Origin of the sequence: Domibacillus tundrae (assembly GCF_000970675.1) — a bacterium.
Lineage (GTDB): Bacteria > Bacillota > Bacilli > Bacillales > Domibacillaceae > Domibacillus > Domibacillus tundrae.
Genome location: NZ_LAJA01000017.1, coordinates 42,641 through 68,666, shown reverse-complemented (window position 1 = coordinate 68,666; position 26,026 = coordinate 42,641). Strand labels below are relative to the sequence as shown.

Below are 26,026 nucleotides of genomic sequence, written 5' to 3'. Positions count from 1 at the left end.
TCCGAATTCGGAAGCTGGTTTTCATTTTTTCATAACCTTCACGAAAAAGACTTTCAGGTAATTGCCTTCAGGGAAAGCAGCAATCGTCCGGAAATCATCCGGCAGCGCGTATTGTTCCAAAATGTCATACGCGACACCTTTTTCTTTACAGGCTGTTTTAATAAACTGTTTGAATGTTTTCACATCAACGGCGCTGCTGTTTGTGGAAGCGACAATCACTCCGTTGTGTTTCGTTAACTCAATCGTTTCTTTCAACAGCTTCGTGTAGTCCTTCGCTGCACTGAACGTACGCTTTTTCGTTTTGGCAAAACTCGGCGGATCGACAACAACTAAATCAAATGTCCGTTCCTTTCTTGCCGCGTATTTAAAATATTGAAAGACGTCATCCACGATGATTTCTTGCTGTGACGCATCTAAATCATTGGCCTCAAACTGCTGAATCGTTTTTGGCTTGCTTCGATTGGCAACATCAACACTCGTCGTTTTTTTCGCCCCGCCAAGCGCTGAACAGACTGAAAAGGCACCCGTGTAGGAAAACATATTGAGCATTCCCGCTCCGCTTGAGTACCGCTCGCGAATCGCTTTTCGCACCTCACGCTGGTCGAGAAAAATACCAGTCATCGCTCCATCGTTTAAATCTACCGCAAATCGGACCCCATTTTCTTTCACGATCATTGGAAATTCGCCACGTTCTCCTTCCACAAAATCATCGTCTTCAATGTACTGTCCTTTTTGATCAAACCGTTTTTTCTCATAAATCCCTTTAAAATCAAGCTTTTCACGCACCGCTTTTAAGACGTCCTCACGGAACGAATAAATGCCTTCACTATACCAATGAATTACATAAAAACCATCATAATAATCGATGATCAAGCCGCCAATACCGTCTCCTTCACCGTTGAATATCCGGAATGCGGTCGTATTCGGATCATTCATCAGCTCTTTTCGATGCTGGACGGCTGTTTCGATTTTTTTCGCAAAAAATGCGGCATCGATGTATTCTTCCGGCTCCCGTGTAACGATCCATCCGACTCCTTTATTTTGCACACCGTAGTAGCCCGTCCCAATGTAATTCTTTTTATCGTCTAAAATCCGGAGAATAGCGCCTTCTTCTTTCAGCACTTTCGGGTTCTCGATCGCTTCTTTTTCAATAAGCGGATACCCAGTACGGAGCTTTGCCGCTGCTTTTTTGTTCACCTTTACGTTTATCAGTGTTTTCATTCCGGCCCCCAGAAGCTTTTTTCTTTATCTTATCAAAATCCAGAGGTAAACGGTATGTTTTTAAGTGTATGGTACAATGAGAAAAAAGGGATATTGAAGGGATTTTAACATAATGATGAGAATGACAGCGGGTTCATTGCAATGGGCCGTTTTTTTAATTGCTTCATCCATTGCTGCACCGGTTGCCATCGCGGCGCTTTTCCATTTAGACGCGGCGGGCACCGCGGACTTTATTCAGCGCACAATGCTTGTACTCGGCATTGCGGGTATTTTGCAAAGCTTATGCGGACATAAGCTGCCAATCAATGAAGGGCCCGCTGGATTATGGTGGGGCGTTTTTACTATTTACGCCGGATTCTCCGGTATTTTGTATGTGAATGACGAGGCAGCACTTCAAGTGCTGCAAAGCGGAATGCTGTATGCTGGTGTGTTATTTGTTCTCTTCGCCGCGTCAGGACTGATGGACCGGATGAAGGGTCTGTTTACACCAACGATTACATTTGTTTATTTGCTGCTCCTTGTTTTGCAGCTGAGCGGTACATTTGTAAAAGGGATGATGGGACTGCCTAATGAAGACGGCCATGTGGATAGCGTGGTTATTTTCGGCAGCCTGCTGACACTTGGTTTTACCTTTTGGATCAGTGGACATCGAAGTCCGCTTTTGCGGCGTTATTCCGTTTTAATTGCTATTTGCGCCGGCTGGCTTGTTTTCGTTTTGCTTGGAAAAGGCAGTTTACCAGTTGCAGGTGAGATTCCCCTCTTTTCACTGCCGGACATATTTGCATTCGGTCCGCCAATTTTGGATAGCGGCATGATAATTACGGCGTTTTTTATTACACTTTTGCTTATTGCGAATATGATGGCGTCTATACGTGTGATGGAAGGAACGCTGCACCGGGAATTCCGAGAAAATGTGCCGAATCGAATACGACAGGCCGGCTTTTTCGCCGGTATAAATCATTTTATTGCCGGCGCGTTTTCCGCTGTTGGTCCTGTACCGATATCTGGTGCAGCCGGATTTGTTTCCGCCACGAAAATGCGCTCAATCTGGCCGTTCATCGCTGGATGTACACTGATCGTCATCGTCACGTTTTTTCCGGCAGCAATGCTTGTGCTATCTTCACTGCCCGCTCCTGTCGCGTATGCAGTAACGTTCGTTATTTTTACCGGCATGGTGCGAATGGCTTTCCACGAACTGAGCAGCACAAGTGATTTAGAGCGCTCGCTTAAAGTAGCCGCGATCGGACTCATGACCGGCGTCGGCTTTATGTTTCTTCCGCCGGACAGCGTTTCGGAGCTGCCAGTCGCGATTGCGGTGACGTTGTCGAACGGTCTCGTCACCGGCACCGTTATCGCACTTTTGTATGAACAATGGCTTCTCTGGCGTGCGCGTTCCTGATTGGATTGAGTGGACATAAACAGCGGTCTCTGCCTTTTAGGTAGGACCGCTATTCACCGTTTCTTATTTTGTTTTTGACGATTTAAATTCAAATTGAACAGTACCGTCGTTTTTATCCTTCCAAATAAGATAGGCGTCAAAAGGACGCTTTCCTCTGAACCCCTTAATCAAATTTGTTTTTCCTTTGTCGAGCAATTTTTTCACGTTTGCTGCACTGATTGATTTTCCAAGCATTTTTTTGCCAAGCGTAAAATCACACTTTGATGATTGGTAAGCAGAGCAGCCATAAAATTTAATTTTCTCTACGACCGAACTGCCGCATTTCGGACATGGACCAAGCGGCTGATTGGATGGCGGTGTAGATTTGGACGGTGCATCAAATGTCCATCCGGCAGAATGCTGCACAGCGTCCCGAACGATTTTCTCAGCAAGCCGCTTTGACTGTTCAATAAACACATTCGCCTGCGCTTCTCCTTTACCGATTTCTTTTAAGCGCTGCTCCCATCTTCCCGTCAGCTCAGGCGAAGCAAGCAGCGTATGTTCAACCGCGTCAATTAAAATAAACGCTTTGGCCGTTGGAGCAACCCGATGCTGCTCAATATTCATATAGTCCAGCTGCTTCAACCGCTCAATAATGTTTGAGCGTGTGCTTTCCTCCCCTAGGCCAGATACGGATTTCAACACGCTGCCGATCTCTTTATCTTCCATCGCGTACCCGACATTTTTCATCGCGGTAATCAGTTCACCTTCTGTATATCGTTTCGGTGGAACGGTCTTCCCTTCTGTAACCTTTACATCTTCCGCAATGCCATGCTGTCCTTCTTTCACGTCCGGCAGCAGCACGTCGTCTTTTTCGGCTTCAAACAAAACCGGGCGCCAGCCCGGCTGCAGCAGCCGTTTGCCGTTTGTCATAAACATGTGCGGGCCAATGTCCGTTTGAATGCTCGAGTGCGCAAAAACAGCCGGTCCATAGTGGGCGGCGATCAGCGAACGAGCGATCATGTCATAGATTTTCTGTTCGTCGCTGCTTAACGAATGAAGGGACGGCACTTTTTCCGTCGGAATGATTGCATAATGGTCACTCACTTTTTTCGCATCCACATAGCGCTTGTCCGCCATGATTGAGCGCGTCGTTTCAGAAGCGAACTTTTCATATGGCGAAAGGGCAGCAAGCTTTTTTAAAATACCCGGAAATGCTTCGGCTTCTTCCGGGTTTACATGATTGCTGTCCGTGCGAGGATATGTTACATAAGACCGGTCATATAAAGACTGCGTAACTTCCAGCGTTTTCTTAGGAGAAAAATTAAATCGTTTATTTGCCAGCGCCTGTAATGTGGATAAGCTGTGGAGAGTGGGCGGCGGAATATGTTTATTTTCGGTTTTCACTTTGACAACATCCGCTTCTTTCCCAACACATTCCTCGCGAATCGCTTCAGCGTCTTCTTTTTGATTAAACCGGGTTTCTTTATCTTTCGTATATTTGCCTTCGTAGACAGCTCCGTCTATGTTAAAAGTTGCTGTCACTTCATAAAATGGCTTGGACACAAAATCAAGAATTTCCCGTTCCCGCTTGACGATAAGAGCCAGCGTAGGCGTCTGGACACGCCCAACTGCGTATACGTCGCGCCCCGCTCCTTTTGTCTTGGATTGAATAAGCAGCGTGTATGCACGGCTCGCGTTCATGCCGATCAGCCAGTCTGCGTAGCTGCGCGCCATTGCCTCATGATAAAGCGGCATCGTTTCCTCAATTGGACGCAAATTTAAAAAAGCCTGTTCAACCGCTCTCGGTGTCAGGCTGCTTACCCAAAGACGCCGCATCGGCTTATTAATGCCGGACATACGGACGACGAGCTGTACAATCAATTCTCCCTCGCGAGCCGGATCGCCTGCAGCAATAATTTCCGTTACAGCCGGGTTTTTAATAATATCTTTTACCGCCTTAAAACGGCTTATTTTCGATGGGATTACTTTATATTTAAACGTTTCCGGAATCATTGGAAGCGTTTCAAGATGCCACCGCTTTAATTTCGGGTCCATTTCATGCGGCGGCACAATTTCAAACAAATGACCGCTGCACCACGCGAGCAGCGCTCCATCCCGAAATGTATCGCAAGGCGCAATTTCAATATGCGTACCCTTTTTCACGTGCCGAAAAGGGGCGGCAAGCGCTTGTGCCTGTGATGCTTTTTCTGCAATAATCGCCTGCATATTTTCCCCTCCGATCAATAAAACAAACGTTCGATACATATATTATAAAGGGGCTTCGCTTATTTAGCAAACACGAAAAAAGCAAAGCCTCAACGGACTTCGCCTACTGCTTTTTATTAATCTTTCTTTCTGCTTCTCCAATCGCCTGCAGAATCAAGCTTTCAGGTTCACGAATCATGTTTCCATGTCCGACAACAAGCAGTCTCGGCTGAAGTGATTGAATCCGTTTCGCACTTTCAATCGCTGACTGTTTATCCCATGTGGCAAGTGCCGGAAAAGGAAACAACGGCTTAACGGTCCCACTCACAGCCACACCGCCTTTTGTTTGAAATGCATCGCCAGCTATAAGAGACCCATTCTGCGCGTCAAAAAAAGACATCGATCCCGGTGTATGTCCTGGTGTGAAAACCGCCTCAAGAGAGCCAACGCGGTCTCCTTCTTTCAATAGTACATCCGGACGCGTTTTCATTCTTTTCGGTACGCCGCCTTTGATCGGCTTTTGTGGTTCATCTGCATCAATTGATAAATCGCCTTCAAGCAGCCTTGTATCGCGTGCAGACAAATAAACGGGCACGTCCGGCAAAAACTGCTTCAGCGCATCAACGGCTCCAATATGATCCTCATGCGCATGCGTTAACACAATATGCTCAATCGGCTTGTCCAGTTGTCTTACCATATTCATAATCGCTTTAACACTGTACGGCAGCGCTGCGTCGACCAATGTTAAGGATGTTTCTTCTTCAACAATGTAGCAATTAACCGGAAAAAAGGACGGCATGAATGATAATTGATACAAGCGGCCTGCTTTTTGAATACGAACCATTAAAATCTCCTTCCGATGAAAAATAGCCCCCATACGTGATGGAGGCCCTTTTTTATTTGTAGTACGGGTTCACACTGTACCCTTTTGCTTTGTAGTAATCAAGGATGCCATTGTAAATTGCGGTCGACATTTTATTCATTTGTGCATCAGACGCCATTTTGGCGGCGTCTCCCGAATTTGAGATGAAACCCAATTCCAGAAGCGCTGCGGGCATCGTGTTTTCACGAAGAACAGATAAGTTTCCGGATTTTGTGTCCCGGTCGCGAAGGTTCCAAGCGGCCAGCATACGCGCTTGAATCTTTTCACCAAGCAGCTTGCTGTCAGCCACGTGTGGATTAGCCGCCGAATAATAGTACGTTTCGGTACCAGTCGCCGAGGCCGAGGCCGAATTGGCGTGAATGCTGACGAAAATATCGCCGCCCTGATTTTTCGCAAATTTTGAACGGTCTTTCAATTCAATAAAAACATCGGTAGAACGTGTCATTTTAACGTTAAACGGTGTTTGTTTTAATAAGTTGTTCACTTGAAGACCCGTTTTTAAAACAATATCTTTTTCTTTCAGGCCGTTGCCCACTGCACCGGAGTCTTTGCCGCCATGACCCGGATCTAAAATAATCGTCTGCCCGGCAAGTCTTGAATCACTGCTTTCCGTTACTGGAGGCATTGTAACGGTACCTGTAGATGTACGTAAATAATAGGTGCTGATAAAGCCTGTTACCGAACCGGCTTTTACATACGTCCAGCCGCCAATTGAATGTGCGCCGGCTACTGCTGTATTCGCCCCAATCTTTCCAACAGTGGCATAATCTGTTGAAGGACCGGAGCGAATATTCAAGTTACTTGTCGTGGAGACAAGTTTCGAATTAAAAGACGCCGTTGATTTCAAACGGTAAGATGGATTCACTGCGCGAGCAAGAAACACTGCAAAATCAGCACGAGTAATCGTTTCGTCCGAACCAAAGGTACCATCCCCCATTCCGCTTGCAATTCCAAGGTTCAAGAGCGCCTGCTCAGGATTACCGGAATAACCGAATGCTTTTGACAGAATAACTGCCATTTCGCCGCGCGTAACAGCTTTAGAAGGAAGAAATTTATTGTCGGACGTACCGGACATAATGCCTTTGCTTACGACAGACTCTACGAAGCCAGAGGCAGCATTTCCTTTTCCTAAATCTGAAAATCTCGTATCACGTTGATCACCATTCAATTGCAATGTACGCCCAATAAAGGTCGCCACCTGCCCTCTTGTAAGAGTCGCTTCCGGGACAAGTGACGTGGACGTGACACCATAAATAATTTTTCCTTCGTTTAAATAATTTACTTCCTTTGCTGCACGCGACGGAACATCGTTAAAGCCTGCTGCCTGAACTGGCCCCTGAATTCCTAAAAAGGAAAGAACCATGCAAAATGCTAAGACGAAAGTCATCCACTTTTTCACTTTGTTGCCTCCATTCGAAAAATATGCCGCTTTTACCTATTACATCGGTATCGTTGGTTTCATTTTAACGTGTTTTTCGAGTCAATTGTATTTCATTTGTGTTACAGTCCTTTTATTCGACGTTTAAATGAAGCGGCATATAAATCGCGGCGGGCATGTAAAACAGGGTCATCCGGACATTCAATTCCAGCTGGAACAACGGTCGGATCAAACATAACCTGATCATTCGGATGCTGTATTCTTCCGCTTATCTCAAGACGGCCGATGGCGAAGGTTGTTCGTTCTTTCGGCCATGATGCTGTCGAATCCTCGACGGCATCACCTTCTTCTCCCAGTGTAATGTACAGTGTAAAACCAACCGGCAGCTGCTCATTCAGCTCCATTTCTAAGTAGTCCATTGCATGGATCGCTGCTTCTTTTTTAGCTCCCAAGCTAAACGTTTCATCCGGTACCCATTCATATTTGACCGCCTGCCGTTCCCCTTGTCCATTCACAAAGTAAAAGGCGTGAATCGGGTAATAGCGGCTTGTTGAGTAGCTGAGAAAAGGTTTCGTATGCCGAAGAATGCGAAATGCCGCTCTGCTTTCAGGATACTTTATGAACATTTTCACTAAATCCCGTGGACCCGGTTTTTGGGCCGCCAGCCGGATGATTTCGACAAATGCTTCCGGTGTTTTTGTTAAAAAAACAGGCACGGTTACACCGACTAAATACGTCACCTCTTCGTTTGGCAAATGGAACTGAACAGACATTCCTTTCACTGGTGACAGCCCGTCAATCATTTTTGGGTTTGGCGAGCTGTCTGAAAAACGGACAATCGCTTTCACCGACTCTTGCTGCAAGTGAGCCGCTGTTGTGTACGGAATTGCTTGTCCATTTGGTATAAAAACAGCTTCATAATAGCTTCCTTTCGCGTGCGCACGTCGATAGCCCGGGTGTGTCCCTGCTATTTTCTCAATGGACTCAATCGCTGTTTCGGCTAAATCCGAATAATTCTTTTCCATATGATTGCCTCCTTCTCGTATTCATCCATACCCAAAAAAACCTTCATTGATCCAAATTTGACCAACAAAGGCTTTCCATTTTTCTGCAAACTCTTTAATTGATATTAACTTTTTAAAAACACTAGCAGCTCTTGATCGAATTTTTCCCATTCGTCATAAAATGAACCATGTCCACTGTTTTCAAACGGAACGATCCGCGAATTTGCAATGCCTTTATTCATCTCACCAGCGAATTCGTATGGACAGACCTGATCTTTTTTCCTATGAAAGATGACAGTTGGCACAAGCACTTTATCTAAATCACCGCGTAAGTCTTCGTCCCGAAGCGCAACAGCTGACTTAATCGTTGAATGTCCGCCCGCCTGAGGTGCATCACAAACATTTCGTTTTCCTGTATACTGTTAATGGCTTTAAACAAAAAAGAAGGTGATTTTGCATGATTCGAACTGCAGCAATTACAACCGATCAAACCGTTTTATATGATGTGCCGCTTGAGGACTTGCGCGGTGAAAACATTCTCTGGTATTGGGTAGATCTTGATCAGCCTACCAATGAAGAAACGATGATCCTGCAAGACTTTTTTGCATTTCATCCGCTTGCGATCGAAGACTGCCTGCAATTTATTCAACGTCCAAAGCTTGATTATTACGACAATCACAGCTTCATGATCATTCAGTCCGTTAACCTGAAAACACTCGATCCAGAAGAGATAGATATTTTTTGGTGCGCCAATTTCATCGTGACATTTCACCACAAAAAATCCGTTGAAGTCGATACGGTCTGGGAACGGCTGCTTGATGCGAAAAAAATAAAAAGCTTAAATCCGGTTCAGATTTTATATCACCTTCTCGATAAAGTCGTCGATTATTTTTTCCCGAGTGTGTATCAAATCGAAGACAGCTTAATTCAGCTTGAAGCGGAAGATGCGGATCAGCTCAAAACAGATGACTTATTTGATATTCGAAAAGAATTGCTGAAGCTGCGCCGAATTATTTTTCCAATGCGAGAGCTTTTGTATCGTGTTCTTAACTCAGAGCGTATTCAACTAACGAAAAAAAACAAAGTGTATTTTAAAGATATCTATGATCATTTGCTTATGCTGACAGAAATTGTTGAGTCAAACCGGGAATTGACGAAAGACATGCGGGACAGCTACTTGTCTGTTAACTCGAACAGGATGAACAGCATCATGATGACATTAACCGTGATCACGACGATTTTTATGCCGCTCACGTTCATCGCCGGGGTTTACGGAATGAACTTCGATAATATGCCCGAGCTGCACTGGCGTTATGGCTACTTTATTATCCTTGGCGTTATGGCGGGCATATCATTGTCGATGTTTGTTTTTTTCTGGCGCAAGGGCTGGTTTCGACAGGATCATTGATAAGCCGGTTTTTTTACAGCGGTATCTTCACGCCAATTTCATATAGACGCTATTAATCTTCTTTAAAAAGCATCGGGTTTTAAACCGGTGCTTTTTCCATTTTCCAAAACTTTTTTTTCGAAAAATGCCGGTTACATCCTCCATCAATCAGGTAAAAAAACAGATCCTGCCGCTTAAAAATTTCTTTCACTTTTTGTTTTTATACCCAAATAACACAAAAAAAGTTTTGTTTTTCCTACAAACATTTTTTTTACAAATTAGTGTTAGAATTAGCACGAGCACGAATCTGAAAGCGCTAACAATTCAAGTGTCTTCTGGCATTAGGCGTTTTGATGTTCATTTAAGAGGCGTTCTCTGCAAGGAATACAGTGAAGGTTATTTCTTTTTTTCCTTGCCAATCAAAACGCCTCAAAGATAAAATGAGGAAGTGTGTTAATTTCTTGAAGCAGCACAGCATACTTATTTCCATTTTTAATCCTATTTTAAGGAAAGGAAGAACACCATGACACAACTAGATTCAAAGAAACTAACACCTAAACAAAACGGGCAAACAGAATTGCACCGTGGATTAGAAGAAAGGCATATTACGCTGATGTCACTCGGGGCAGCTATCGGAGTCGGTCTGTTTTTAGGCTCTGCTACCGCTATTCAGCTGGCTGGTCCCGGCATTTTATTCGCGTACGCATTCAGCGGTATGATTATGTTCTTTATTATGAGAGCACTTGGCGAAATGGCTATTCAAAACCCGGTCGCTGGTTCATTCAGCAAATATGCCCGTGATTACCTCGGTCCTCTTGCTGGTTACATAACAGGCTGGAATTATTGGTTTTTGTGGGTTGTTACATGTATGGCAGAAATTACAGCGGTCGGCGTTTATATGGGCCTCTGGTTCCCTGATGTTCCCGCTTGGATTTGGGCGTTAAGTGCACTCATTATTATGACAACAGTTAATTTTCTAGCTGTAAAAGCGTACGGAGAACTAGAATTTTGGTTTGCACTTATTAAAATCGTCGCCATTATTTCTATGATCTTGATCGGTATCTTAATGATTGTATTTGGCATTGGAAATGGCGGTGTCGCAACCGGAATTAGCAATTTATGGGACCACGGCGGCTTTTTCCCGAACGGCATCGAAGGAATTCTTTTGTCGCTGCAAATGGTTATGTTTGCTTATCTAGGCATTGAAATGATTGGGGTTACAGCCGGTGAGGTGAAAAACCCGGAGAAATCTTTATCGAGAGCGATTGACTCTGTTTTTTGGCGGATTTTGATCTTTTATGTGGGTGCTTTATTTGTCATCATGTCCATTTATCCATGGACTGAAATTGGCACACAGGGAAGTCCTTTTGTGCTGACATTTGAAAAAATCGGTATTCCTGCTGCTGCCGGAATCATCAATTTTGTCGTACTGACAGCCGCTCTTTCTTCCTGCAACAGTGGTATTTTCAGTACAGGACGGATGCTTTTTAATCTCGCAGAGCATGAAGAAGCGCCCGCTTCTTACAAAACACTGACAGGAAATGGGGTCCCGGGCAAAGCGGTTTTAGCTTCTGCTTCTGTTTTATTGATCGGGGTTCTTCTGAATTATCTGGTGCCTGCCAAAGTCTTTACTTGGGTAACAAGTATTGCAACATTCGGGGCCATCTGGACATGGTCTATTATCTTGCTTTCTCAAATCCGTTACCGTAAAAGCCTGCAGCCCCACGAGCAAAAGAAGTTAAAGTATAAAATCCCGTTTTTCCCATATACATCTTACCTGTCGCTTGCTTTCCTTGCAGGAGTAATTGTTGTGATGGGATTTAGTCCAGATACTAGAATAGCGCTGTTTATCGGCCCGCTCTGGCTTATCTCTTTAACAGTTGTTTACTATGCAAAAGGGTTCCATCGAAAAAACAGCCAGTAATCATTCATTCAAAGCACAAGGATAACAAAACAATGGCCGGCTTTCTTTTTGAAGCCGGTCATTTCTTTTCAGAAATCGCCTGTTTACAGGATATTTTATTGCCAAAATCCTTTATCTTATCCAGAGTGTAGACAAATAAGAAATTCTTGTGGATCCTTCTTTTTTTCTTGTTCACTGTGGTGCGCGGTATGTGTATGAATGATGTCTCTTTGATGATTTTGTATGGGAGCCGATAGGGCGGCGGGCACGCGCGGCTTCGCGTTCCGCGGGGCAGGCGATGAGCCTGTTTCCGCCGCTTTGCGCCTCCACCGATCTCATCCGGCCCGCTAGTCCCGCAGGAGTCTACGCCGCGCGCCCGCCACCATTGCTTTTAGAAGAACAGAACGTGTAAGAGGCAGTACGATGCCCCATCGTTTTTCGTGAATAAACTCCTGACAAAAAACGGCGCGAAAGCTCGCTGTTCTTCCCAAAAACGGAGTGAAGCAAAATGGACGCAGACTCCTGCGGGAACAGCCAGCTGTGCGAGACCCTGCAGGTGCATAAGCGACGAAGCGGCTCGCTGGTGGCCCGCGGAAAGCGGAGTCCATTTTGCTTCACCTATCGGCTCTTTTCATAAAAAGATTCTTCCCGTCACTATGCTAGTTCGTTTACGGCAATAGACACTTTTTTCAAAAAAAGAGTGATGATTTTGTCGACAGTCTCTATCTTATCTCCTTGTGAAACAAAAAAATTTCAGCCATACTTTTTCTGATGCACTTTTTTCAGCTTTAAATAATCCTCATCTTCGCGTGCCATTTTCCATTTCACTTCAAAAATGGCCGCGGATTTTGCTTTTTCCTCGTCAATGTTCCGCTCGTTCACATTCCCGTCTTTATCGTACTTCCGCCCGCCTTTATAATTTGTGTAACGGCGGGCGCGCGTATACCCCATCTGCAAAAACTTCCGGGCCATATCCATGCCGACAAAATCATCCTTTTCCCTATATTCCAGAAACATATCGTATATTTTCTCAGACGATTCTTTTGCAATGGCCGGCGTTTTAAAACGCCAGTGCGGCAGAATTTCACTTTTATACGGTTCTACCATCAGCACTCCCTGCTCCCCGCGTCCCACACGGTATTTCTCCGATTCTTCCCGAAAGTCAATGTTGTCAAAATCAAGCGAATAGTCAAATGACATAACGTCTCCCTCCTTTTCTCTATTTTTACCCGTCTCTTAAGTGACCAAACAGTGGGAAAATTATGTTTAAAACTGTTTCATTCGTCAATATTAGTAAGAAAAGAACACAAAGGAGAGTTATTATGAAAAAACCCTATTATGCTGCGGCTTCTTTTTTATTGACAGGAATGCTGGCTGCTGGCTGCGGAACTGACGAAAGTGAACAGCCTGTTTTAGATACGGAAACGGATACGATTGAGGAGACAGCACGTGATATGCCAAGTAAAATCCAGAACGTGCAAAATACATTGGTTGAGTTGAATACGCATATTGATGCTTCTGAAAGCATTGAAGAAATTCAAACGACCGGGAAAAGCCTGGAGGAGCATTGGGATTTAGCGGAAGCTGAAATTGAAGAACAGTATCCGGAGGACTATGCTGCGATTGAAGAAAGCCTGTACCCGCTGATCGATGAAACAAAAAAAGACAGTCCGGACACGGAAAAAATGAAACCGTGGGTGGAAGATTCAAATAAAAAGTTGACGGCTCTTTTAGAAAAAGCAACGGAACCGAAAAAAGAAGAAAATGAAGTAGAGTTAGACCTTGACCAAGGAAATAAGTAAACCGTTAATGGCTGCGGAAAGGAGCTTTATGGATTGCCTTTAGAATTTAAAGAAACAAACCAACGCCCTTTTCCGCTTCCTGCTTCTCCATGGGTAATGAAGCAGCGCTGGGATTACATGCTTTTTCTTCATTGGCCAGTTTCTGCAAATCTTTTGGCGTCCCATATCCCGGCTGCTTTTTCACTCGATTTGTTTCAAGGAAGATCCTGGATCAGTATTGTTCCTTTTTGGGCTCGGAATACCCGGCTGCACGGTCTGCCGCCCTTTCCTTTTTACCATTCATATTTGGAATTAAATATACGGACCTATATCACGTACAATGGCGTCCCTGGTATTTATTTTTTTAGTCTTGGTGCGGATAAATGGCCGGTTGTGATTGGAGCAGGAGCGGCCTCTTTTCTTCCGTATTACCATGCACAAATGAACATGTACGTACACAATAAAACGGTTCACTTTCAGTCCAGTCGCATTCAGTCTGGAAACAGACCGGAAAGGTTTCAAGCATCTTACTCTCCTTCTTCATCGATTTTCCTGCCAAAAGAAGGGACCTTGGACTGGTGGCTGCTGGAACGCTACTGCTTTTGGGTCCAAAAAGGCAGCCATGTTTTCCGCGGAGATATACATCATAACCGCTGGCGTGTGACAGAAGCCGCATGTGTTATTTATGATCAAACAGCACCTTCCTTTTTGCCGCATCACGTTTTCAGCGAAAAACCATTAGCTCATTTTTCCCATCAAAAAAACGTGTTTACCTGGCCCTTAAAAAAAGAGCGGTAAACACGTTTTTCTTATTCTGCTTCTGCCGCAAAAACAATGTTATTCTGCTTTCGGGCTTCTTCTGTAATGTGAATAACAATTTCACTGATATTCCGGTAATGCTTGTACATTTCCCGGTTATTTGACTTGATGGCCGATGCAACGGCTTCTGCCTCATACATCATATCGTTTTCTTCTTCCTGTACGGCCAATTGTTCTTTTTGACCCGAACGGCGTTCTGTAAATTCGATGCTGGAAATTGGCGCAACATGGTCAAGAGTGATCGTCCCGTTTTCGCCGCTAATTTCACCTGGCAAATAGGAATCAGTGATTTTTGAAAACATTGTTGTACATGTATGTGTTCCATAATCAAGAATAACCGAGCCGCTTCCATCCACACCCGTTGGCAGCATAGTCATATGGGCAGTAACTTTTTCCGGCTTTCCGAATAATGAAACAGCCAGGCTGATCGGGTATACGCCTAAATCGACCAAAGCACCGCCTGAGAACTTTGGAGAAAAAATATTTGGTTCTTCTCCCGCCAGCACGTTGTCGTAGCGTGATGAATATTTCATGTACTGTAAAAATGAATGGCGGAGGGGACCGACTTTCGCGATCGCATTCTTTAACCGCTCGTGATTTGGCGTATAAAGATTGCGGAACGCTTCAAATAAAAAGACGCCGTTATCATCCGCTGTTTTAAAAGCTTCCGCCAGTTCTAAAGACGTTGAAAACATTGGTTTTTCGCAAATAATATGCTTTTTATGCTTCATCAGCAAAAGCGCCTGCTCAAAGTGAAGCGAATTGGGCGAAGCGATGTAGACAACGTCGATCGACGCATCATCAGCCAGTTCGTTAAAATCAGTGAAGATTCGCGGGGCGCCCAGTTTTTCCGCTTTGTCGGCAGTGCGTGAATAGGCCCCGGCAAACGTCAACACATCTGTTTTTCCAATCGCGTCAACAAATCGCTCAGTAATGGTACTCGTTCCAATTGTTGCAATGTTCATATGATTCGTCCTCTCTTTTCACAAAAGTTGGTTCATTTACAAACTCAGATGCAGATAAAACCTGATAATATATTTTGTCATTCATCATTCTACCGTACTTGCCAGTAAAATGAACAGAATGAAAACAAAAAAGCCGTTCTGAATCTGAAGAACGGCTTTATATTTATGTGACTGCTTTTTCTGTACTGTGGCCGCCAAATTCATTTCGTAGAGCAGCAACCACTTTTCCGGTAAATGTGTCTGTTTCCATCGAACGATACCGCATCAGCAACGACATCGCGATGACAGGGGTGGCTGTTTGTAGATCCATCGCGGCTTCAACTGTCCACTTGCCTTCACCGGAAGAATGCATCACGCCTTTAATTTCCTCTAACTTCGCATCCTTGGAAAAAGCGTTCTCCGTTAACTCCATCAGCCATGACCGAATGACCGAGCCATTATTCCAGACTCTGGCTACTTGTTCATAGTCAAAATCAAAATCACTTTTTTCCAAAACGTCAAATCCTTCACCAATTGCTGCCATCATCCCATATTCGATTCCATTGTGAATCATTTTCAAGAAATGGCCGCTGCCTGATTTCCCTGCATAGTAGTATCCTTTTTCCACCGCCGTATCCTGAAAAAGAGGTTCTACCGTTTTCCAGGCTTCCGGCTCTCCCCCGATCATATAACAAGCTCCGTGTCGGGCTCCGGCCATACCGCCGGATGTCCCAACATCCATAAAATAGACTCCCGCTTCTTTTAACTGTTCAGAACGTCGTATGGATTCTTTATAATGTGAATTCCCGGCTTCAATCACGATGTCCCCTTTATTCAGCAAAGGTGTAATATCACTCAAGACAGAGTCAACAACCGAGTGTGGAACCATGATCCAAAGAACCCTTGGCTGCGGCAATGATTGGATAAGTGCAGCTAAACTGGATATTCCCTCAGCTCCATATTTTTTCATTTCTTCAACCGCATGTTCATTCAGATCGAATGCGGCCACATCGTAGTGATGATCGATTAAATTTCTTCCTATATTCAAGCCCATTTTTCCTAAACCAACTAATCCGACTTTCATGGCATTCGTCTCCTGTCTACTTGTTTTGTTCATATACGTGATCCCACCAGCTAAACCCATCTTCTTTTAATAATTGTTGAGACGCATCCGGTCCCATTGATCCCGCCGGGTAAACATGTAGAGGAATCTTGTCTTCTCCGAACGCATCTAAAATGGGCTGAACCCATTCCCATGACAATTCAACTTCTTTCCAATGCGCAAAAAATGTCGGGTTGCCGCGCAAAGCATCGGACAATAAAAGTTCATATGCTTCCGGCACGTCTTTTGAATTGGCTGAAAAATCGATGACAACAGGCTCAATTTGATTATTAAATGGATTTTTCATATTTAATTGAAATGAGACGCCCTCGAATGGATTAATGTCGATCGTTAACAAGTTAGGGGCGGCATCCGCTTTTCCCGAATGTTTAAATTCAATCACGATTCGTGTCGATTTATCCTTCATTCTTTTTCCTGTACGGATATAAAACGGGACACCCGCCCAAAAATCATTATCCACCCATAAACGGGCCGCGATAAATGTATCGTTTCTTGAAGACGCGTCTACCCCCGGCTCTTCAAGGTAACCACCTGCAGGCGCATTTAAAATTTCCCCAGGTCCATATTGGCCTCGGATCACATTTGCCTCAACATCTTCTTTTTGCAGCGGACGAAGATATTCCATTACCTTTCTTTTTTCCGCTCTGACCTTTTCCGCATCACTATCTTCAGGCAAATGCATGGCTGTCATCATGAGCAGCTGCAGCAAATGATTTTGAACCATATCCCGTATAGCACCAGCTCGATCATAATAACCGGCTCTTTCTTCAACACCAACCGTTTCGCTGGCCGTAATCTGTACATTGGTTATATGGTCCCTATTCCACAAAGCCTCAAGAGCTGGATTAGCAGATACCAGTGCTTCAAGATTTTGAACCATTGGCTTCCCGAGATAATGATCAATTCTGTAAATTTCATTTTCTTCAAATGATTCACTGAGTTTTGCGTTTAAGGTCCGCGCAGATGCCAGGTCATGTCCGAATGGTTTTTCGATAATGAGCCGCTTCCATCCATTTATAGAACCAAGTCCGCTGCTCTTAATATTTGCTGTAATGGTATCTACAAGATCAGGTGCAACCGATAAGTAAAACAGCCGGTTTTCAGGGATGCTTAACTCGTTCTCCTGTTTTTGGATATCATTCAGCAGCGTTGTATATGCCTGCTGGTCTGTTACATCCACAGCACTGTAATGAAATGCATGGAGAAATTGATTCGTTTTTGGGTTATCTTCCATAATACGTCTGGAAAAAGATCGAATCGATTCCTCTACATGTGTTTGAAATTTCTGATCAGACCATTCTCTTCTCCCGAGACCAACAATTGAAAAAGAATCAGGCATCTTTCCGTCCAGAAATAAATTATATAATGCAGGGAAAATTTTTCTTTTTGCCAAATCACCTGTTGCCCCAAACAAAACAAATATCATCGGGCTCACTTTCAATGTTACTGGATCAGTAAAAGCAGTGTTCTCACGATTATGATGATTGGAAATCGTCATGTTATTCATTACATCTTCCTCCTGCTGTTTTTTAACGACTTTATAATAGGACCCTCGTTAGTATTGGCTTTCTTGTGTACATTCATGATTATATTTCGTATAGTTAACAAAAGTAAGTACGCATTTATAATTCATATAGTATCAAAAAATATACTGTTAAAATTTTTGGAGGCGGTAATATGGGACATGTTTGCGCAAAGGAATTTAATTGTGAAAAAGAATTAACGCTTGCTGTAATCGGCGGCAAATGGAAAATGCTGATTCTTTGGCATTTAGGCAAGGAAGGAACGAAGCGATTTAATGAGCTAAAGTCGCTTATGCCGGGCATTACACAGCGGATGCTTGTCAATCAGCTTCGTGAACTGGAATCCGATTTTATTGTTCACCGGGAAGTCTATGCGGTTGTGCCGCCAAAAGTGGAATATTCCCTAACCGATCAAGGACGGACGTTGATGCCCATTTTGGAATCGATGTATGACTGGGGCAAGAAATATAAGGGTTTTATTGAAGAACAAGTAGATGAACCTTCTGTCAAAATCGGACATACTAAATAACCAGAAGAGCGTACTGGGACACGTTCTTTTTTGTTCCACAGTATACTTTTTAGCACTATATGAATTAAAAGTGCGTACTTCTTTTTTTTGCGACAATATTCTACAATGAACTGGAGACAAAACAAAAAGGAGAGACATCATGAAATTACAATTAGCACTTGATTTAGTAAACATTCCAGAAGGTATTGAGCTTGTGAAAGAAGTACAGGAGCACATCGATGTTGTGGAAATCGGTACACCGGTTGTTATTAACGAAGGCCTTCATGCAGTAAAAGCAATGAAAGAAGCGTTCCCGAACTTAGAGGTTCTTGCGGATCTTAAAATTATGGACGCGGCAGGCTATGAAGTATCACAAGCAGCAGCTGCAGGCGCTGACATCGTCACAATTCTTGGCCAGGCCGAAGATGCATCCATTAAAGGCGCTGTAGAAGAAGCGAAAAAACAAGGCAAACAAATTCTTGTTGATATGATCGCGGTTAAAGACATTAAAACACGTGCGCAAGAGCTTGACGCACTTGGCGTTGATTACATTTGCGTTCATACTGGCTACGATTTACAGGCAGTTGGCCAAAACTCCTTTGAAGATTTACACACAATTAAAAGCGTTGTGAAAAATGCAAAAACAGCAATTGCTGGCGGCATTAAGCTTGAAACACTTCCTGAAGTCATTAAAGAACAGCCTGATCTTGTCATCGTTGGCGGCGGCATCACAAGCAAAGACGACAAAAAAGCAGCTGCTGCCCAGATGCAAAAATTGATCAAAGAAGCGGTTCACGCTTAATGACAAAGCAGCTGGAACGCATTTTACAAGAGCTTCGAGCGATCTCTGACCTGATCCGTGATGAGGACGCTGCACAGCTTGTGAATCGCATTCTCGAAGCGAAAAAGATATTTGTGGCCGGCGCAGGGCGCTCGGGGTTCATGGCGAAATCATTTGCGATGCGCATGATGCACGTCGGTTTAGATCCGTACGTCGTTGGCGAAACCGTAACACCGAATGTAGAAGAAGGCGATTTATTTATTGTCGGCTCTGGTTCTGGTGAAACGAAAAGCCTGGTCGCGATGGCGGAGAAAGCCAAGTCGATCGGCGCATCGGTAGCAGCTGTTACGATTGTGCCGGATTCATCTATCGGCCGGCTTGCTGACATCGTTATTGAGATTCCAGCCCAAACAAAAGCTGACACAAGCAATAAATCGATTCAGCCGATGGGTTCTTTGTTTGAACAAAGCCTCCTGTTATTTTATGATTCGCTTATTTTGCAAATCATGGAGAAACGCGGAATGGACTCCGGCAATATGTACGGACGCCATGCAAATTTAGAATAGATACAAAAAGAGGACTGCCTAATGCTATGGCAGTCCTCTTCTTCATTATTTATGTTGAAATGGACATTTCCCTAAAATCGGTTCGCTGTCATCTCCAATAAAAAACTGCTTCCATTCATTATGCGTCGGATCACCGAAGTGGCTAATATCCGGATGTTTCGGAAGCCTGTCCCATTTTTCAACCCGTTCTCGCACTTTTTCACGTGACATAATTCCGCCTGGCTCCGTTCCAGTTAGTCCCTTGAAAATTTTTCGCGGCTGAAAACCGAGTACCATGGCATTGCCTAAATCTCTTGTTTTCCGTTGTTTATAAGCCGGAGTGTTTCCAAAAACAAAGACTGGCTCGCCGTGGAAATGAAAATCCCACAAATAATGATCCGGATCTTTTGGACTTTCAGCAGGCCACTCCTGATCATCCTGTTCATGTAAATATTGAAGAATGGACCAAAATTGTTCTCGGTACTGTTCAAGATCCCCTTCTTGCTCAAAAGGCTCAACAAATAAAAATAAACCGTGCCGAACAAATGGAGGCTCTTTAAACAGTTCGAGAAATGAACCAACAATTTCAGGTAACCTTGACCAATCCTTTTGGGTGATATACCCATATCTCAATTCGCCTTTTCGTTCACCATTCATGCCAAAATAACAAGGAAACGTGGGATCCATCACTGTTCGGTGAAACGCTGCGTATTCGTTCTTCAGCCATAAAGGCAGATCTTCACGTGTTTCCATATCCTCTTTCGTCAATAAAGCCGTTTGGGTTTTCAGCAAGGTTCCGCCTCCAGTCATTGTCATTAGACTTATTTCCCTCTTTTTACCCTTTCCAGCCACTTTAAAACGCTCTCATGTTTGAATGATGACGAAAAAGGATACATAAAGTGTATCTGTCTGCTGAAAGGATGTGTCCATATGAGAGGGCTATTATTTATTATCATTGGTATCGTTATCGTATTCGCTGCTTACAAATTACTGAAAAATTTTAAAAACCGCCGCTAAAAACAGAGCCTGATTGGATCAGGCTCTGTTTTTTATAAGTCTCGCAAAAAATAAATGTAGTCGGTCGGACAGCTTCTGTACCCCGCTTCTCTAAGCATGACCACTACATTTCCACGATGAGATGTCCCATGATTCACAACGTGTGTTACAAGCTCGGACAATGTATTTTGAAACGACGCTCCTTCTGTATTTTCATAGTGAATCATTCTATTTCTATCTGTTTCAAGTGTTAAAAACTGGCTCATTTTTTTATGCAAAGCAGTAAACGCTTCTTTTGCTTCCTGCACATCGGAAAATTCCGTCTTACCTATTGCTGATAAACTTGTCTCTTTCATACGGGTAAACCAAAGTCGGTCTACATCGTATATATGGCCAAATGTTCGCGCAATCGTTGAAAAAGGGCCGGCAGATGGCTTCCTAAACACGTCCGGAAATTGAAGGATATGATCGAGCATTCGTTCATTCGCCCAAACATGGTAATGATGAAGGTGTTTCATTCGTTTTCCCCCTCTACTATTGGATTTAATCCAAAAATCGCGACCTTCCTTTTTTCAAATATAGCAGACAAAAATGGAATATAACTGAAAATGAGAGAAAAGGCTGACTCTTTTTTAGAATAATATCTTTCGTTTCGGGTAAAAGAAGACTATCCCAAAGCAGGAGGTTTTTTTCATGCGAGCAGTCACGTATCAAGGTGTTAAAAACATGCAGGTGAAAAATGTAGCCGATCCAACGATTCAAAAACGGGAAGATATTATTGTCCGAATCACTTCCACAGCCATTTGCGGTTCTGATTTGCACATTTATCAGGGAGCGCTCCCACCGGCGGAAGAAGATTATGTCATCGGTCATGAGCCGATGGGTATTGTGGAAGAAGTCGGACCGGACGTGACAAAAGTAAAAAAAGGGGACCGCGTCGTTCTGCCGTTTAATGTTTCTTGCGGCCACTGCTTCTACTGTGAAAATGATCTGGAAAGCCAATGCGACAATTCCAATGCGAACCCTCATATCGATACAGGCGGCTACTTCGGCTTTACGGAACGCTACGGGAACTTCCCTGGCGGCCAGGCGGAGTTTTTGCGTGTACCATTTGGGAATTTTATGCCATTCGTTATTCCTGAGTCATGCGAGCTTGAAGATGAAGCCCTTCTGTTTATGTCGGACGTTCTTCCTACGGCTTACTGGAGCGTTGAAAATTCCGGTGTGAAAGCAGGAGATACTGTTATCGTGCTTGGCTGCGGACCGATCGGCTTAATGACCCAAAAATTCGCCTGGATGAAAGGCGCTAAACGGGTCATCGCGGTTGACCACGTTCCATATCGCCTCGCGCATGCGAAACAGATGAATAATGTTGAAACCTTTAACTTCTCGGAATACAAAAATATGGGCGATCATTTAAAAGAAATCACAAACGGCGGCGCGGATGTTGTCATCGACTGTGTCGGCATGGACGGTAAAAAGTCACCGGTTGAAGCAATTGAACAAAAGCTGAAATTGCAGGGTGGTACACTAAGCGCGATCCAAATCGCTATTAAATCAGTGCGCAAATTCGGTACGATTCAATTGACAGGTGTTTACGGATCAATGTATAACATGTTCCCTCTTGGTAACTTGTTTGAACGGAACATTACGGTTAAAATGGGCCAGGCACCGGTTATTCACTACATGCCGGAGCTGTTTAAGAAAATTACTGCTGGCGAGTTTGATCCAACAGAAATCGTAACGCATAAAGTGCCTCTTGAGCAGGCTGCAGAAGCGTATCAAACGTTCAACGATCATGCGGATGAATGCATTAAAGTCGTCTTGAAGCCATAATGAAGTAAAAAACGGACTGATTGAAAACACTTATCTTTGCTTCTCAATATATATTTGAAGAAGCTCGGCAATTTCGGATCATCTTCTACATCATCATTTTTTGCATTCGGATTACCCCACGTTTATCATGGAAGAAAGCTGGATTTTTTCCGAAGCATTGTTTTGTTCAGCAAGTTCGGTGAATGACTAAATAAAAGAGGCTGACTCAAAAATTGAGTCAGCCCCTTTTGTGCTAATTTACTTCCACTGAAATATGAAAGTCCCGAAATACTTGAACCATATCTTGCTTTGCCTGCTCTTCATCCGGTCCATGAATTTCAAGCTGAAACGCTTTTGACGTAAGAACAGAATGCGTTAATCCTAAAATACTTTTCACATCGATGCTGCGGCTGTCTGTTTTTAATACAATACTGGATTGAAAAGGCTGAGCCGTTTTATTTAATTCAACGACAAAACGCGCAAATGTAGGTCCGAGCTCCATTTCTTTTCCCCCTTAATCTTCTTCATTAATAATGACCGAACGGCCGCGCATTTTCATAATGAGCGGAACGCTGATCCAAAGAGCGCCAATGACAAGGAAAAGCAAGGAAACAGGGCTTGTGACGAATATCGAAAAATCTCCGTTTGAAGACGTAAGCGCGCGGCGCATATTATTTTCGATCATCGGTCCAAGCACAAGCGCGAGAACGAGCGGTGCGACCGGGTAATCATTTTTCGTTAAATAGTAGCCGAGCAGTCCGCAGATGAGCAGCAGCGCTAAGTCAAATGTATTAAACTGAACGGCATATACGCCGAATATTGAAATAGCAATAATAATCGGCAGCAAGTATTTAGCCGGTGTTTCAATGACTTTGGCAAATACTTTCACAAGCGGCATGTTCAGCACAAGAAGCATAACATTCCCGATAAACATACTGGCAATCAGTCCCCACGCTACTTCCGGATTATCTTCAAATAAAAGCGGACCTGGCTGCACATTGTACATAATGAGCGCTCCCATCAAGATAGCCGTAGTTCCTGAACCCGGAATACCCATTGTTAAAAGCGGAATCATCGCACCGCCTGATGCACCATTATTGGCTGATTCCGGAGCGGCTACCCCCGCGATAGCCCCTTTTCCAAATTTTTCCGGATTTTTGCTTATTTTCTTTTCTGCGATGTAAGAGAAAAAAGAAGCAAGCGTAGCACCTGCCCCTGGAAGCACGCCGATAAAAAAGCCGAGCAGGGAACCGCGAACGATGGGTGCGGCGCTGTCTTTCATATCCTGCTTTGTCGGCAAAATGCGTCCAACCTTGGCAATATTTCCGTCATCTTTGTCCCGGTCCAAAATGGTCCGAAATACTTCACCAAGCGCAAATAGCCCAACTGCTACCGTTAAAAATTCAAGTCCAGAATACAAATAAGCATTATTGTATGTAAACCGTGAAACACCCGAAACGTTATCCATACCGATTGTAGCCAAAAGCAGACCGGCAACCGTCATGATTAGCGCCTTTGTAATCGAGCTCCCCGCCAAGCCGCTGACTGCACACAAACCGAGCAACATTAACGAAAAATACTCAGCCGGGCCAAATGAAAGAGCTAATTCAGAAAGCGGCTTTGCCAGTAATGTCAAACCGAGGAGTGACACGATCCCTGCGACAAACGAACCGATTGCGGAAATAGATAACGCTGCTCCGGCTCTTCCTTGTCTGGCCATCTGATATCCATCCAGTGCGGTCACAACAGAAGAAGATTCACCCGGTGTATTTAATAAAATCGATGTCGTTGAGCCTCCGTACATAGCACCGTAATAAACACCTGCAAGCAAGATAATCGAACTCGCTGCCGCACTCTGCGGATCAAGCCCTGACGTAAGTGTCGCTGTAATCGGAATAAGCAGCGCCACCCCACTCATCGGACCGATGCCGGGAAGCACGCCCACTGCAGTGCCAATCAATACACCAAAAAAAGCAAATAATAAATTTTGCCACTGCATTGCAATGCCAAACCCGTTTGCGAGAAACTGTAATGTTTCCATCTTTCCACCTCCTACATAAATTAAATCGGAAATCCTGGCAATGACCCCTGCAAAACTTCAACGAATAAGTAATAAACACCAAATGAAAACAATGACGCAATGATAATTGTTTTCAGCCATCCACCCTTTTCCAAAACCTGAAAACCGATCACTAAAAAGAAAAAGGTTGTAATCACATAACCAAGTGACTCCAGCAGCAATACATAAAGAACAGCTGCCGCAAAAATAATCAAAAACCGTTTATAGTCAGGCTTGTCTCCCTTGGTTTCTTGTCTTTTATTCTTCATTGTTTCAATAAACAGCTTGATACTTAACAAGATTAACAGCACACCAAGCCCAATCGGGAAAACATCCGGTCCTACATTGCTACCGTATGAACTTGCCGAAATTTTCCGGCTTTCAAAAATGAAAAGCACGCCTATTAATAAAAAGATAATACTTGCGTAGCGATCGAACGTTTTGCTCACTTCATCCACCCCCATAATAATCGAAAAAATAACTATGTAACCGCTTTCTAAAAAATAGCAGAAATTTCATTTTGATAGAAGTTTTACAGCATAACTTCAATAATCGTCATATTTTTTATGAAATGTTAGACATCCCGTGAAAAATATGACGTTAATGTTTATTTATGAGCTTTATGAGATGAATGAGTATAATCTATTCAGGAAAAAACCGGAATGATACGATGCACACATGAAAGCGTTATCAAAATTTAAGGGGGTACAAATATGATTACTACATTCAACATGAAAAAGTGGGGAAGTATGATTACGGCCGGAGCACTGGCACTCAGCTTAGCAGCCTGCAGCGGATCCGGGTCGTCTTCCGAAGGAAATAATGAGGAAGCCGGAGCAGTATACCCAGAAAAACCAATTGTTATTAATGCTCCATCCGGTGCTGGTGGTGGCCTGGATACAACAGCCCGCGCGTTAACAAAAGTATTAAGCGACACAGGATTGAATGAGCAGTCGATGACGGTTGAAAATAAGCCGGGCGGCGGGCAGGCAGTCGGTCTTGCGGACTTTATCAGCCAGGATCCTCAAGATCCATACCGATTGTTCCTTCCTTCTGTTCCACTTCTGATTAACAATTTGAAAAAAGAAGGCAACAGTCCTCATTCGTATAAAGACTTAACACCGATTGCTCAGCTGACAAAAGATTATGGAGCTATCGTTGTACCGGCTGATTCGAAATATACCGATTTGCAGTCGTTGTTTAATGATTTAAAAGCAAAACCGGACAGCCTGACACTGGCTGGTGGTTCCTCTCCCGGCTCACAGGATCACTTAGTCGCGATGCTGCCGGCCGTAAAAGCGGGCGTTGATGCAGCAAAAATTAAATATATATCCTATGATGGCGGCGGAGAAGCGATGACAGCATTAATTGGCGGCAATGCTGATGTACTCGCAACGGATATTTCCGGTACAGGCGAATATTTAAAAGCAGGAAAAATCCGCGTGCTTGGCGTATCTTCTCCAGAAAGACTTGAAGGCACATATGCCGATATTCCAACATATAAAGAAGAAGGAATCGATGCAGAGTTTACGATCTGGCGCGGTTTGTTTGGTCCGAAAGAAATGCCGGATTATGCAGTTGACTACTGGAATAAAACACTTGACGAAATGGTGCAAACAACGGAGTGGCAGGAAGTGCTGCAAACAAATGGCTGGGAAGACGGCTATAAAAATTCCGAGGAATTTACAGCTTTCCTAGAAGAGCAGGAAGTGCTTGTGCAGGAAATTCTTGAATCGTTAAATATGCAAAAATAACGTTGCTTGAAGGAGT

Annotated in this window: 25 protein-coding genes; 10 read left to right on the top strand and 15 right to left on the bottom strand. The window is 43.9% G+C overall.

The features are described 5' to 3' along the window. Positions 1-21 precede the first annotated feature (21 nt). Positions 22-1,221: a class I SAM-dependent rRNA methyltransferase gene (locus VQ00_RS14155; protein WP_046180765.1), complete on the bottom strand. Its 1,200-nt coding sequence runs from the start codon at positions 1,219-1,221 to the stop codon at positions 22-24. Between the two features lie 112 nt (positions 1,222-1,333). Here VQ00_RS14155 and VQ00_RS14150 point away from each other — a divergent pair, with 112 nt between their 5' ends. Next, entirely contained in the window at positions 1,334-2,620 is a 1,287-nt protein-coding gene (locus VQ00_RS14150) for a purine/pyrimidine permease (RefSeq protein ID WP_082091578.1), read from the top strand. A gap of 63 nt (positions 2,621-2,683) precedes the next feature. Here the strand turns inward: VQ00_RS14150 and VQ00_RS14145 are convergent, their stop codons facing one another. The 5 genes from VQ00_RS14145 to VQ00_RS14125 form a co-directional block, all read right to left on the bottom strand. After that, on the bottom strand, positions 2,684-4,828 hold the full coding sequence (locus VQ00_RS14145) for a type IA DNA topoisomerase (RefSeq protein ID WP_046180764.1): 2,145 nt from the start codon (positions 4,826-4,828) through the stop codon (positions 2,684-2,686). A gap of 103 nt (positions 4,829-4,931) precedes the next feature. Continuing rightward, on the bottom strand, positions 4,932-5,651 hold the full coding sequence (locus VQ00_RS14140; protein ID WP_046180763.1) for an MBL fold metallo-hydrolase: 720 nt from the start codon (positions 5,649-5,651) through the stop codon (positions 4,932-4,934). A gap of 52 nt (positions 5,652-5,703) precedes the next feature. Next, the gene (locus VQ00_RS14135; protein WP_245618122.1) at positions 5,704-7,089 is read right to left on the bottom strand and encodes an N-acetylmuramoyl-L-alanine amidase; all 1,386 of its coding nucleotides are present in this window, start codon (positions 7,087-7,089) and stop codon (positions 5,704-5,706) included. A 101-nt stretch (positions 7,090-7,190) separates the two neighbouring features. After that, the gene (locus tag VQ00_RS14130; protein WP_046180762.1) at positions 7,191-8,093 is read right to left on the bottom strand and encodes a catalase; all 903 of its coding nucleotides are present in this window, start codon (positions 8,091-8,093) and stop codon (positions 7,191-7,193) included. A 104-nt stretch (positions 8,094-8,197) separates the two neighbouring features. Beyond that, positions 8,198-8,377 (bottom strand): alpha/beta fold hydrolase, encoded by a 180-nt coding sequence (locus VQ00_RS14125; RefSeq protein ID WP_245618125.1) that lies wholly within the window; start codon positions 8,375-8,377, stop codon positions 8,198-8,200. A 152-nt stretch (positions 8,378-8,529) separates the two neighbouring features. Here VQ00_RS14125 and corA point away from each other — a divergent pair, with 152 nt between their 5' ends. Together corA and alaP are read left to right on the top strand one after the other, a co-directional pair. Next, positions 8,530-9,480 carry a magnesium/cobalt transporter CorA gene (gene corA / locus VQ00_RS14120; protein ID WP_046180760.1) on the top strand — a complete coding sequence of 317 codons (951 nt, stop codon included), beginning with the start codon at positions 8,530-8,532 and terminating at the stop codon, positions 9,478-9,480. A gap of 502 nt (positions 9,481-9,982) precedes the next feature. Then, positions 9,983-11,383, top strand: coding sequence for an alanine permease AlaP (alaP, locus tag VQ00_RS14115; protein ID WP_046180759.1), 1,401 nt, complete (start codon positions 9,983-9,985; stop codon positions 11,381-11,383). A gap of 732 nt (positions 11,384-12,115) precedes the next feature. Here the strand turns inward: alaP and VQ00_RS14110 are convergent. Beyond that, positions 12,116-12,562, bottom strand: coding sequence for a DUF4385 domain-containing protein (locus VQ00_RS14110; RefSeq protein ID WP_046180758.1), 447 nt, complete (start codon positions 12,560-12,562; stop codon positions 12,116-12,118). A gap of 122 nt (positions 12,563-12,684) precedes the next feature. Here VQ00_RS14110 and VQ00_RS17785 point away from each other — a divergent pair, with 122 nt between their 5' ends. Further along, positions 12,685-13,164 carry a hypothetical protein gene (locus VQ00_RS17785; protein ID WP_052728555.1) on the top strand — a complete coding sequence of 160 codons (480 nt, stop codon included), beginning with the start codon at positions 12,685-12,687 and terminating at the stop codon, positions 13,162-13,164. A 33-nt stretch (positions 13,165-13,197) separates the two neighbouring features. Further along, positions 13,198-13,941: a YqjF family protein gene (locus tag VQ00_RS14100; RefSeq protein ID WP_046180757.1), complete on the top strand. Its 744-nt coding sequence runs from the start codon at positions 13,198-13,200 to the stop codon at positions 13,939-13,941. An 11-nt stretch (positions 13,942-13,952) separates the two neighbouring features. Here the strand turns inward: VQ00_RS14100 and VQ00_RS14095 are convergent, their stop codons facing one another. From VQ00_RS14095 to zwf, 3 genes are all read right to left on the bottom strand, one after another. Beyond that, entirely contained in the window at positions 13,953-14,927 is a 975-nt protein-coding gene (locus VQ00_RS14095) for a Gfo/Idh/MocA family protein (RefSeq protein WP_046180756.1), read from the bottom strand. Positions 14,928-15,090: 163 nt separating this feature from the next. Beyond that, entirely contained in the window at positions 15,091-15,990 is a 900-nt protein-coding gene (gene gnd / locus VQ00_RS14090) for a phosphogluconate dehydrogenase (NAD(+)-dependent, decarboxylating) (RefSeq protein WP_046180755.1), read from the bottom strand. A gap of 16 nt (positions 15,991-16,006) precedes the next feature. Beyond that, the gene (gene zwf / locus VQ00_RS14085; RefSeq protein WP_156154075.1) at positions 16,007-17,464 is read right to left on the bottom strand and encodes a glucose-6-phosphate dehydrogenase; all 1,458 of its coding nucleotides are present in this window, start codon (positions 17,462-17,464) and stop codon (positions 16,007-16,009) included. A gap of 242 nt (positions 17,465-17,706) precedes the next feature. Here zwf and VQ00_RS14080 point away from each other — a divergent pair, with 242 nt between their 5' ends. From VQ00_RS14080 to hxlB, 3 genes are all read left to right on the top strand, one after another. Further along, complete coding sequence (locus VQ00_RS14080) at positions 17,707-18,081, top strand: winged helix-turn-helix transcriptional regulator (RefSeq protein ID WP_046180754.1); 375 nt, start codon at positions 17,707-17,709, stop codon at positions 18,079-18,081. A 139-nt stretch (positions 18,082-18,220) separates the two neighbouring features. Further along, positions 18,221-18,862, top strand: coding sequence for a 3-hexulose-6-phosphate synthase (gene hxlA, locus VQ00_RS14075; protein ID WP_046180753.1), 642 nt, complete (start codon positions 18,221-18,223; stop codon positions 18,860-18,862). Next, entirely contained in the window at positions 18,862-19,407 is a 546-nt protein-coding gene (hxlB, locus tag VQ00_RS14070) for a 6-phospho-3-hexuloisomerase (protein WP_046180752.1), read from the top strand. Before hxlA ends, hxlB begins: the two co-directional genes overlap by 1 nt. 45 nt (positions 19,408-19,452) lie before the next feature. On the opposite strand, the gene VQ00_RS14065 is transcribed toward hxlB, so the two are convergent. Next, positions 19,453-20,196 carry a YqcI/YcgG family protein gene (locus VQ00_RS14065; protein ID WP_082091583.1) on the bottom strand — a complete coding sequence of 248 codons (744 nt, stop codon included), beginning with the start codon at positions 20,194-20,196 and terminating at the stop codon, positions 19,453-19,455. Between the two features lie 239 nt (positions 20,197-20,435). Next, entirely contained in the window at positions 20,436-20,900 is a 465-nt protein-coding gene (locus tag VQ00_RS14060; protein ID WP_046180751.1) for a DinB family protein, read from the bottom strand. 175 nt (positions 20,901-21,075) lie between these two features. Here VQ00_RS14060 and VQ00_RS14055 point away from each other — a divergent pair, with 175 nt between their 5' ends. Then, a complete protein-coding gene (locus VQ00_RS14055; RefSeq protein ID WP_046180750.1) occupies positions 21,076-22,218 on the top strand; it encodes a zinc-dependent alcohol dehydrogenase in 1,143 nt (380 codons plus the stop codon). Positions 22,219-22,450: 232 nt separating this feature from the next. On the opposite strand, the gene VQ00_RS14050 is transcribed toward VQ00_RS14055, so the two are convergent. The 3 genes from VQ00_RS14050 to VQ00_RS14040 are packed head-to-tail and all read right to left on the bottom strand — an operon-like array spanning position 22,451 to position 24,705. After that, positions 22,451-22,699 carry an HPr family phosphocarrier protein gene (locus tag VQ00_RS14050; protein WP_046180749.1) on the bottom strand — a complete coding sequence of 83 codons (249 nt, stop codon included), beginning with the start codon at positions 22,697-22,699 and terminating at the stop codon, positions 22,451-22,453. 12 nt (positions 22,700-22,711) lie between these two features. Next, positions 22,712-24,238 carry a tripartite tricarboxylate transporter permease gene (locus VQ00_RS14045; RefSeq protein ID WP_046180748.1) on the bottom strand — a complete coding sequence of 509 codons (1,527 nt, stop codon included), beginning with the start codon at positions 24,236-24,238 and terminating at the stop codon, positions 22,712-22,714. Between the two features lie 20 nt (positions 24,239-24,258). After that, positions 24,259-24,705: a tripartite tricarboxylate transporter TctB family protein gene (locus VQ00_RS14040; RefSeq protein WP_046180747.1), complete on the bottom strand. Its 447-nt coding sequence runs from the start codon at positions 24,703-24,705 to the stop codon at positions 24,259-24,261. A gap of 264 nt (positions 24,706-24,969) precedes the next feature. Between VQ00_RS14040 and VQ00_RS14035 the strand changes: the two genes are divergently transcribed. Next, entirely contained in the window at positions 24,970-26,010 is a 1,041-nt protein-coding gene (locus VQ00_RS14035; RefSeq protein ID WP_245618121.1) for a tripartite tricarboxylate transporter substrate binding protein, read from the top strand. Positions 26,011-26,026: the final 16 nt, after the last annotated feature.

What these genes read in the sequence shown, in the direction of transcription:
- VQ00_RS14155 (WP_046180765.1), bottom strand. Translation starts at nt 1,221, where the DNA reads ATGAAAACACTGATAAACGTAAAGGTGAACAAAAAAGCAGCGGCAAAG.
- VQ00_RS14150 (WP_082091578.1), top strand. Translation starts at nt 1,334, where the DNA reads ATGATGAGAATGACAGCGGGTTCATTGCAATGGGCCGTTTTTTTAATT.
- VQ00_RS14145 (WP_046180764.1), bottom strand. Translation starts at nt 4,828, where the DNA reads ATGCAGGCGATTATTGCAGAAAAAGCATCACAGGCACAAGCGCTTGCC.
- VQ00_RS14140 (WP_046180763.1), bottom strand. Translation starts at nt 5,651, where the DNA reads ATGGTTCGTATTCAAAAAGCAGGCCGCTTGTATCAATTATCATTCATG.
- VQ00_RS14130 (WP_046180762.1), bottom strand. Translation starts at nt 8,093, where the DNA reads ATGGAAAAGAATTATTCGGATTTAGCCGAAACAGCGATTGAGTCCATT.
- corA (WP_046180760.1), top strand. Translation starts at nt 8,530, where the DNA reads ATGATTCGAACTGCAGCAATTACAACCGATCAAACCGTTTTATATGAT.
- alaP (WP_046180759.1), top strand. Translation starts at nt 9,983, where the DNA reads ATGACACAACTAGATTCAAAGAAACTAACACCTAAACAAAACGGGCAA.
- VQ00_RS14110 (WP_046180758.1), bottom strand. Translation starts at nt 12,562, where the DNA reads ATGTCATTTGACTATTCGCTTGATTTTGACAACATTGACTTTCGGGAA.
- VQ00_RS17785 (WP_052728555.1), top strand. Translation starts at nt 12,685, where the DNA reads ATGAAAAAACCCTATTATGCTGCGGCTTCTTTTTTATTGACAGGAATG.
- VQ00_RS14095 (WP_046180756.1), bottom strand. Translation starts at nt 14,927, where the DNA reads ATGAACATTGCAACAATTGGAACGAGTACCATTACTGAGCGATTTGTT.
- gnd (WP_046180755.1), bottom strand. Translation starts at nt 15,990, where the DNA reads ATGAAAGTCGGATTAGTTGGTTTAGGAAAAATGGGCTTGAATATAGGA.
- VQ00_RS14080 (WP_046180754.1), top strand. Translation starts at nt 17,707, where the DNA reads ATGGGACATGTTTGCGCAAAGGAATTTAATTGTGAAAAAGAATTAACG.
- hxlA (WP_046180753.1), top strand. Translation starts at nt 18,221, where the DNA reads ATGAAATTACAATTAGCACTTGATTTAGTAAACATTCCAGAAGGTATT.
- hxlB (WP_046180752.1), top strand. Translation starts at nt 18,862, where the DNA reads ATGACAAAGCAGCTGGAACGCATTTTACAAGAGCTTCGAGCGATCTCT.
- VQ00_RS14065 (WP_082091583.1), bottom strand. Translation starts at nt 20,196, where the DNA reads ATGACTGGAGGCGGAACCTTGCTGAAAACCCAAACGGCTTTATTGACG.
- VQ00_RS14060 (WP_046180751.1), bottom strand. Translation starts at nt 20,900, where the DNA reads ATGAAACACCTTCATCATTACCATGTTTGGGCGAATGAACGAATGCTC.
- VQ00_RS14055 (WP_046180750.1), top strand. Translation starts at nt 21,076, where the DNA reads ATGCGAGCAGTCACGTATCAAGGTGTTAAAAACATGCAGGTGAAAAAT.
- VQ00_RS14050 (WP_046180749.1), bottom strand. Translation starts at nt 22,699, where the DNA reads ATGGAGCTCGGACCTACATTTGCGCGTTTTGTCGTTGAATTAAATAAA.
- VQ00_RS14045 (WP_046180748.1), bottom strand. Translation starts at nt 24,238, where the DNA reads ATGGAAACATTACAGTTTCTCGCAAACGGGTTTGGCATTGCAATGCAG.
- VQ00_RS14035 (WP_245618121.1), top strand. Translation starts at nt 24,970, where the DNA reads ATGATTACTACATTCAACATGAAAAAGTGGGGAAGTATGATTACGGCC.